Genomic DNA, 7,093 nt, shown 5'->3' with positions numbered 1-7,093 from the left:
GGGCGTGCCTGGCCGTTTAGGGCGGACCTGGTCGTTACACACGCCCCGGTAAGCCCCATTACGCTCACCATAGCGGCGGGTATGGGGATGTACGTCGCGACGGGCGCACGGACGGGCACAGGGGGGGGGGGGGGGCCCCGCCGCCCCCCCGCCTCCTGTCCGTCAGGGGTCGGCTACCGACCCAGGAACTTCTGCAGCGACGCGAGCTCTTCCTCGGTCGGCGCCTTGCCGCCCTTGCCGCCGCCGAGTCCGAGACCGGACCCCTTCGGCGCCTGCTGCGGTGCCGCGGCGGCACCCGCGGCGAGCGCCGCGCGCTTCGCCGGGTTGCCGACCTTGGACTTCTTCTTGCCGCCCTGCTGCTGCTTCTTGCCACCGTGCATGCCGGGGATCGGCCCCATGCCGGGCATCTGCGGGACCCCGCCGCGGGCGACGGTCTTCATCATCTTCGCGGCCTGCTCGAACCGGTTCACGAGGGCGTTGACCTCGGTCACGGTGGATCCGGCACCCTTGGCGATGCGGAGGCGGCGGGAGCCGTTGAGGAGCTTCGGCAGCTCGCGCTCCTGCGGGGTCATCGACTGGATGATCGCCTCGGTCCGGACGATCTCGCGCTCGTCGAAGTTGTCGAGCGCCTCGCGCATGCCCTTGGCGCCGGGGAGCATGCCGAGCATGCCCTTGATCGAGCCGGCCTTGCGGAGCTGCTGCATCTGCTCGAGGAAGTCGTTGAGCGTGAACGAGTCGCTCGCGATCTTCTCGGCGACCTTGCGCGCTTCTTCCTCGTCGAAGGCGCCCTGTGCCTGCTCGATGAGGGAGAGGATGTCGCCGAGGTCGAGGATGCGGCTCGCCATGCGGTCGGGGTGGAACGGCTCGAAGTCGTCGAGCCCCTCACCCGTGGAGGCGAACATGATCGGACGCCCGGTCACGCTGGCGACCGACAGGGCTGCACCACCGCGGGCGTCGCCGTCGAGCTTCGAGAGGACGACGCCGGTGAAGTCGACGCCTTCCTGGAAGGCGCGGGCGGTGTTGACCGCGTCCTGACCGATCATCGCGTCGATGACGAACAGGACCTCGTCGGGGTCGACGGCCTTGCGGATGTTCGCGGCCTGCTTCATGAGCTCGGCGTCGACGCCGAGACGACCGGCGGTGTCCACGATGACGGTGTCGTACTGCTGGTCGACGGCGGCCTTGATGGCGTTCTTCGCGACCTTGACCGGGTCGCCGACGCCGTTGCCGGGCTCCGGCGCGAAGACGTGCACACCCGCCTGCTCGCCCACGACCTGCAGCTGCTGCACGGCGTTCGGACGCTGGAGGTCCGCCGCGACGAGCATCGGCGTGTGGCCGTCCTTCTTGAGCCACTTGCCGAGCTTGCCCGCGAGCGTGGTCTTGCCGGCGCCTTGGAGGCCCGCGAGCATGATGACCGTCGGGGGCCGCTTGGCGAACTCGAGGCGACGCTGCTGGCCGCCGAGGATGCCGACGAGTTCCTCGTTGACGATCTGGACGACCTGCTGCGCCGGGTTCAGCGCGCGGTTGACCTCGTCGGAGAGGGCCCGCTCGCGGACGGCTGCGGTGAACGCCTTGACGACCTCGAGCGCGACGTCGGCGTCGAGGAGCGCCCGCCGGATCTCGCGGACGGTGCCGTCGACGTCGGACGGAGTCAGCCGACCCTTGCTCCGCAGGTTGCGGAAAGTCTCGGTCAGCCGATCGGAGAGTGAACCGAATTGCGCCATGATCCGTCGATTCTACAAGGCCCCGCCCGGAGGCTCTCGCCCGTTCACCGCAGGAGGACGCCCTCGGCGAGTTCCACCGTCGCGCCGAGCCCGAGATCGACCACCACCGGAGCCGACGACGGGGCCCGGTCGAGCGTCGGGAACCACTGCCGACCGGGCGACACCAGGATGAGCAGCCCGTGGACATCGCCGACGGGGGCGAAGTCGGGCCCCGGCGGGTTGGCGTAGGGGTCGAGTCCGTGCAGGCTGAGGGCCTCGACCGACCCGAGGACGTCCGGGACGGCGATGCCGACCTCACTGACCGACACGAGCAGCGGAGCGAGCGGCGCGGCGTCCCCGTCGGCCGGTGCGGCCTGCCCGTCGGTCGGTGCGGCCTGCCCGTCGATCGGCGCGGCGTCCCCGGCGGGGAGTCGTCGTCGCTCGATGAGCTCGAGCAGCTGCCGGTCGGGGCCCTCGAAGTACACCGAGCGCGAGTCCCAGCCCGCCGGCCCCTCGAACTCGTCGACACCGTCCGCCCCGAGCACCGTCGCGACCGCTGCCACCCGGCGCTTCGCGTCCGCGAACGTCCCGGTCGGGATCGTGAACGCGAAGTGGTGCGCCCCGGTCATCCGGTCGAACGCCCGGAAGACGAGCTGCGACGCCCCGATGGTGACCCGGACCGAGTCGGCGTCCCTGACGACGGCACACCCGAGTCGCTCGTAGAAGCGGGCGGTGTCGTCGAGGGAGCGGGTGGCGAGCTGGACCTGGCGGATGTGCATGGCCTCACCCGACACCCTCAACCGCGCTTCAAGTCAAGCCCCGGACTCCCGTCCGTTGCGTGCACCTCCGGTGGATCGACCGCCGACGCACCTCGTTGTTGGACGGAGTACAGAAACTGTCGTAGCCTGGCGCCCATGCCGGAACTCGACATCGTGCGCCCGTCCGGGTTGCTGGACCACGCCGAGGGACTCGCACTGCAGCGGTCCCTCCACGCCGACGTCGTCGCCGGCCGCTCCCCCGGGGCGATCGTCCTCTGCGAGCACCCGTCCGTGTACACCGCGGGGCGTCGCACCGAACCGTCCGACCTGCCGACCGACGGCTCCCCCGTCGTCGAGGTGGACCGCGGCGGCCGGATCACCTGGCACGGACCGGGCCAGCTCGTCGCGTACCCGATCGTCCGGCTCGCCGCACCCCTCGACGTCGTCGCCTGGGTGCGAGACCTCGAGCAGGTCATCGTCGACGTCGCTGCGTCGGTCGGGGTGCACGCCGAGCGGGTCGAGGGGCGCAGCGGCGCCTGGGTGCCCGGCCCGGCCGGCGTCCCGCACGCCAAGGTCGGCGCGATCGGGCTGCACGTCGCCGAGGGCGTGACGAGCCACGGCATCGCGATCAACTGCACGAACAGCCTCGAGCCGTACGCCGCGATCGTCCCGTGCGGCATCGCCGACGCCGGCGTCACCACGCTGACCGCCGCCGCGGGCCGACCGGTCACCGTCGACGAGCTCGCCCCCGGGGTCGCGCGCCGGGTCCAGGAGGCCGTCGACGGCATGCACAGCGGCGACCGCATCCGACGACAGGAGACCCTCGTATGACCCTCGCCCCCGAAGGACGCCGGATGCTCCGCGTCGAGGCCCGGAACGCCGCGACGCCGATCGAGACGAAGCCGGAGTGGATCAAGACCCGCGCGACGCAGGGTCCGGCGTTCCGCGAGCTGTCCGGGCTCGTGCGCGACCAGCAGCTCCACACCGTCTGCCAGGAGGCCGGCTGCCCGAACATCTTCGAGTGCTGGGAGGACCGCGAGGCCACGTTCCTCATCGGCGGCTCCCAGTGCACGCGGCGGTGCGACTTCTGCCAGATCGACACCGGCAAGCCCGAACCACTCGACCGCGACGAGCCCCGCCGGGTCGCCGACTCGGTCGTGTCGATGGGCCTGAAGTACGCCACGGTCACCGGGGTCGCCCGGGACGACCTGCCCGACGGTGGCTCCTGGCTCTACGCCGAGACGATCCGCCAGATCCACGAGCACTCCCCCGGCACCGGCGTCGAGATCCTCGTGCCGGACTTCAACGGCCGCCCGGACCAGCTCGGCCAGGTCTTCGACGCCCGCCCCGAGGTCTTCGCCCACAACGTCGAGACGGTCCCCCGGATCTTCAAGCGGATCCGGCCGGCGTTCACGTTCGCGCGCTCCCTCGACGTCATCACGCAGGGGCGCGACGCGGGGCTCGTCACGAAGTCGAACCTCATCCTCGGCATGGGCGAGGAGCGCGACGAGGTCATCGACGCGCTCGAGCAGCTCCACGAGGCGGGCACGGACATCATCACCCTCACGCAGTACCTCCGGCCGTCGACGCGGCACCTGCCGGTCGCTCGGTGGGTGAAGCCGGAGGAGTTCGTCGACCTCCGCGAGATCGCCGAGGACATCGGGTTCTCCGGCGTGCTCGCCGGGCCGCTCGTCCGGTCGTCCTACCGGGCGGGTCGACTCTGGGCACGAGCCACGGTCGCCCGCGGCGGCACGGTCCCCGCGCACCTGTCACACCTGCTCGACGAGGCCCCCGGCCGACAGGCCGTCTGACCGGCGACCGGCGACCGGCGGCCGGCGACCGGCGGCCGGCGGCCGGCGGCCGGCGGGCCGAGACTCGGCTCCGCGGACGACTTCGCGACGGCCCGACCGCGGAACTGTCCGCCCAGCCGAGTCTCGGGTCGGCACCACAGGACGAAACGGGAGGCACGGTGCCAGCTGGCACCGTGCCTCCCGTCTCGTCAGGTGCCCCGGATCAGGGCGCCGCCGTCGCTACGCGCGACCGCGGATGCTCCGGAGGAGCCAGCCGATGACCGCCAGCAGGATGAGCACGATGCCCACCCAGAGCAGGAACTTCAGCGCACCGACGAAGATGCCGCTGAAGAGCAGGACGAGGCCGACGATGATCGCGATGATCAGCAGTGCGGGCATGAGGGTCTCCAATCCCTGGAACGAGACCGAGCGGATGCCCGGGCCGACAGGGACGCTACTCGCCCGGCGGCGTTCGCGTTCGCTGACGGGTGTCGCGCACCCGACGAGACGGTGCCCGTCAGCCGACGAGGTTCTGCACGAACACGTGCGGGGTGAACCCGGTGAGGTCGTTGATGCCCTCGCCCTGACCGATGAGCTTGATCGGGATGCCCGTCTTCTCCTGCACGCTGAGCACGAACCCGGCCTTCGCGGACCCGTCGAGCTTCGTGATGACGAGGCCGGTGACCCCGGCGCCCTCGATGAACGCCTGCGCCTGGGCCAGCCCGTTCTGGCCGGTGGTCGCGTCGAGCACGAGCAGCACCTCGGCGATCTCGGTCTGCTTCTCGACGACGCGCTTGATCTTCGTCAGCTCGTCCATGAGGCCGGCCTTGGTGTGCAGCCGGCCGGCGGTGTCGATGACGACGATCTCGGTGCTGTCGCGGATCGCCTTCTCGACGGTCTGGTAGGCGACGGACGCCGGGTCCTGCCCGGGCTGGGACGGCCGGACGACGTCGACGCCGGCGCGTGCCGCCCAGGTCGCGACCTGCTCCACCGCGGCGGCTCGGAAGGTGTCGGCCGCGCCGACGAGCACGGTGCGGTCGTAGGTCTTCAGGAACTTGGCGAACTTGCCGATCGTCGTGGTCTTGCCGACGCCGTTCACCCCGACGACCAGCACGACGGCGGGCCGGTTGCTGAGCTTCAGCGTCGTGTCGAGCTTCGACAGCCGTTCCTCGAGCACCTCGCGGAGCATGCGCTGCAGGTCCGCGGGGTCGGTCGTGCCGTACCGGTCGACGCGCGTGTGCAGCTCCTCGATGATCTCGTCGGCGATGTCCGGACCGAAGTCCGCGCCGATGAGCGCCGTCTCGAGGTCCTCCCACGTGGTCTCGTCGATCGTCTTGCGCTGGAACAGCCCGCGCAGCCGGGAGGACAGTGACCAGGAACTCGCCATGTTCCCAGCTTAGAGCGCGGCGCACGTGCGCTGTGCCCGGTACGCTCGGGAACACGAAGGGGAGTATTCCTCCTCGGTGTCCCCGTCAGTACGGTCCGGAACGATCCGGACCCGGGGCGCCGGTCGTGGTCGACACATCGTGCGGACCGCGGCGGAAGAGACCTTCAGGCCTCGGCGTACCCACCAACCGGATGCGCCCCCGACCTGAAGGAAACCCGTGGACGTCCCACTCATCGTCTGGCTCCTCACCATCGCCGGCATCCTCGGCCTGCTGGTGTTCGACTTCTTCTCGCACGTGCGGACCCCGCACGTGCCGCACATCAAGGAATCCGCGTTCTGGTCGGCGTTCTACGTCGGGCTCGCGATCCTGTTCGGTGTCGGCATCCTCGTCTTCGGCGGCGGGCAGGCCGGTGGTGAGTACTTCGCCGGCTGGCTGACCGAGAAGGCGCTGTCGGTCGACAACCTGTTCGTCTTCCTCATCATCATGTCGAGCTTCGCCGTGCCGAAGGAGTACCAGCAGAAGGTGCTCCTGGTGGGCGTCGCGATCGCCCTCGTCGCCCGCGGTGTGTTCATCGCGCTCGGCGTCACGATCATCGAGAACTTCTCGTGGGTGTTCTACCTGTTCGGTGCACTGCTGTTCTGGCTCGCCTGGTCCCAGGCGCGGAGCGGCAACGACCACGGCAGCGAGGGCGACTCCCGTCTCATCCGGACGCTCCGCAAGGTCATCCCGACCACCGAGGACTACCACGGCGACAAGCTGACGGCCCGCGTCGACGGCAAGCGCCTCTTCACCCCGATGCTGCTCGTGATGGTCGCCATCGGCCTCACCGACGTGCTGTTCGCGCTCGACTCGATCCCCGCGATCTTCGGGCTGACGCAGGACGCCTTCATCGTGTTCACCGCGAACGCGTTCTCGCTGCTGGGTCTCCGACAGCTGTACTTCCTCATCGCGGGACTGCTCGAGCGTCTCATCTACCTCGGCCAGGGCCTCGCGGTCATCCTCGGCTTCATCGGCGTCAAGCTCGTCTTCCACGCCATGCACGTCAACGAGCTGCCGTTCATCAACGGCGGCGAGCACATCGAGTGGGCCCCCGAGATCCCGATCTGGTTCTCGCTGGGCTTCATCATGCTGACCATCGCGGTCGCCACGGTGGCCTCGCTCGTGGTGTCGAAGCGCCGCCAGGAGCGCGGGCTCACCCCGACGGGCGAGCCGAAGGAGGCCGTCGAGGCCGACGCGAAGTAGTCGTCACCACCTGACGGACAGGAGGCGGGGGGGGGGGGGGGGCGCGGCCCCCCGGGCCGGCCGGGGGCCCGGCCGCCCCCCCCCCCCCCCCGTGTCGGCCCGTGGCCCCGCGCGACCCGCCCCAACCCCCGGTTGGGGCGGGCCCAACCGTTCCCGGGCAGGTGTCGGTTTTATCTGCGGCGCAGCGCGAAACGCGCCGCGCTATGCGACAG

At 70.6% G+C, this 7,093-nt stretch carries 7 protein-coding genes; 3 read left to right on the top strand and 4 right to left on the bottom strand.

Features of this window, described 5'->3' with window-relative positions:
* Positions 1-173: 173 nt before the first annotated feature.
* Positions 174-1,724 (bottom strand): signal recognition particle protein, encoded by a 1,551-nt coding sequence (ffh, locus tag ACNQOV_RS17965; RefSeq protein ID WP_022905829.1) that lies wholly within the window; start codon positions 1,722-1,724, stop codon positions 174-176.
* Positions 1,725-1,768: 44 nt separating this feature from the next.
* Positions 1,769-2,482 carry a VOC family protein gene (locus ACNQOV_RS17960; RefSeq protein ID WP_416396269.1) on the bottom strand — a complete coding sequence of 238 codons (714 nt, stop codon included), beginning with the start codon at positions 2,480-2,482 and terminating at the stop codon, positions 1,769-1,771.
* A gap of 135 nt (positions 2,483-2,617) precedes the next feature.
* Here ACNQOV_RS17960 and lipB point away from each other — a divergent pair, with 135 nt between their 5' ends.
* Positions 2,618-3,292, top strand: a complete 675-nt coding sequence (gene lipB, locus ACNQOV_RS17955) for a lipoyl(octanoyl) transferase LipB (RefSeq protein ID WP_402263690.1) — start codon at positions 2,618-2,620, stop codon at positions 3,290-3,292.
* A complete protein-coding gene (lipA, locus tag ACNQOV_RS17950) occupies positions 3,289-4,272 on the top strand; it encodes a lipoyl synthase (RefSeq protein ID WP_416396266.1) in 984 nt (327 codons plus the stop codon). The genes lipB and lipA overlap by 4 nt, the downstream gene beginning before the upstream one ends.
* 219 nt (positions 4,273-4,491) lie before the next feature.
* Here lipA and ACNQOV_RS17945 read toward each other — a convergent pair whose 3' ends face one another.
* A complete protein-coding gene (locus ACNQOV_RS17945; RefSeq protein ID WP_137767577.1) occupies positions 4,492-4,650 on the bottom strand; it encodes a DUF4175 domain-containing protein in 159 nt (52 codons plus the stop codon).
* 118 nt (positions 4,651-4,768) lie between these two features.
* Complete coding sequence (ftsY, locus tag ACNQOV_RS17940; RefSeq protein WP_416396264.1) at positions 4,769-5,638, bottom strand: signal recognition particle-docking protein FtsY; 870 nt, start codon at positions 5,636-5,638, stop codon at positions 4,769-4,771.
* Positions 5,639-5,855: 217 nt separating this feature from the next.
* On the opposite strand from ftsY, the gene ACNQOV_RS17935 reads away from it, so the two are divergent.
* Entirely contained in the window at positions 5,856-6,881 is a 1,026-nt protein-coding gene (locus tag ACNQOV_RS17935; RefSeq protein WP_022905234.1) for a TerC family protein, read from the top strand.
* Positions 6,882-7,093: the final 212 nt, after the last annotated feature.

It is taken from the genome of Curtobacterium sp. LFS084, assembly GCF_047977705.1.
Taxonomy (GTDB): domain Bacteria; phylum Actinomycetota; class Actinomycetes; order Actinomycetales; family Microbacteriaceae; genus Curtobacterium.
Note: the sequence above shows the minus strand (reverse complement) of the source record. Positions and strands in the feature narration are given on the sequence as shown.

Coding starts and splice junctions, on each gene's coding strand:
- ffh (WP_022905829.1), bottom strand. CDS start 1,724: ATGGCGCAATTCGGTTCACTCTCCGATCGGCTGACCGAGACTTTCCGC.
- ACNQOV_RS17960 (WP_416396269.1), bottom strand. CDS start 2,482: ATGCACATCCGCCAGGTCCAGCTCGCCACCCGCTCCCTCGACGACACC.
- lipB (WP_402263690.1), top strand. CDS start 2,618: ATGCCGGAACTCGACATCGTGCGCCCGTCCGGGTTGCTGGACCACGCC.
- lipA (WP_416396266.1), top strand. CDS start 3,289: ATGACCCTCGCCCCCGAAGGACGCCGGATGCTCCGCGTCGAGGCCCGG.
- ACNQOV_RS17945 (WP_137767577.1), bottom strand. CDS start 4,650: ATGCCCGCACTGCTGATCATCGCGATCATCGTCGGCCTCGTCCTGCTC.
- ftsY (WP_416396264.1), bottom strand. CDS start 5,638: ATGGCGAGTTCCTGGTCACTGTCCTCCCGGCTGCGCGGGCTGTTCCAG.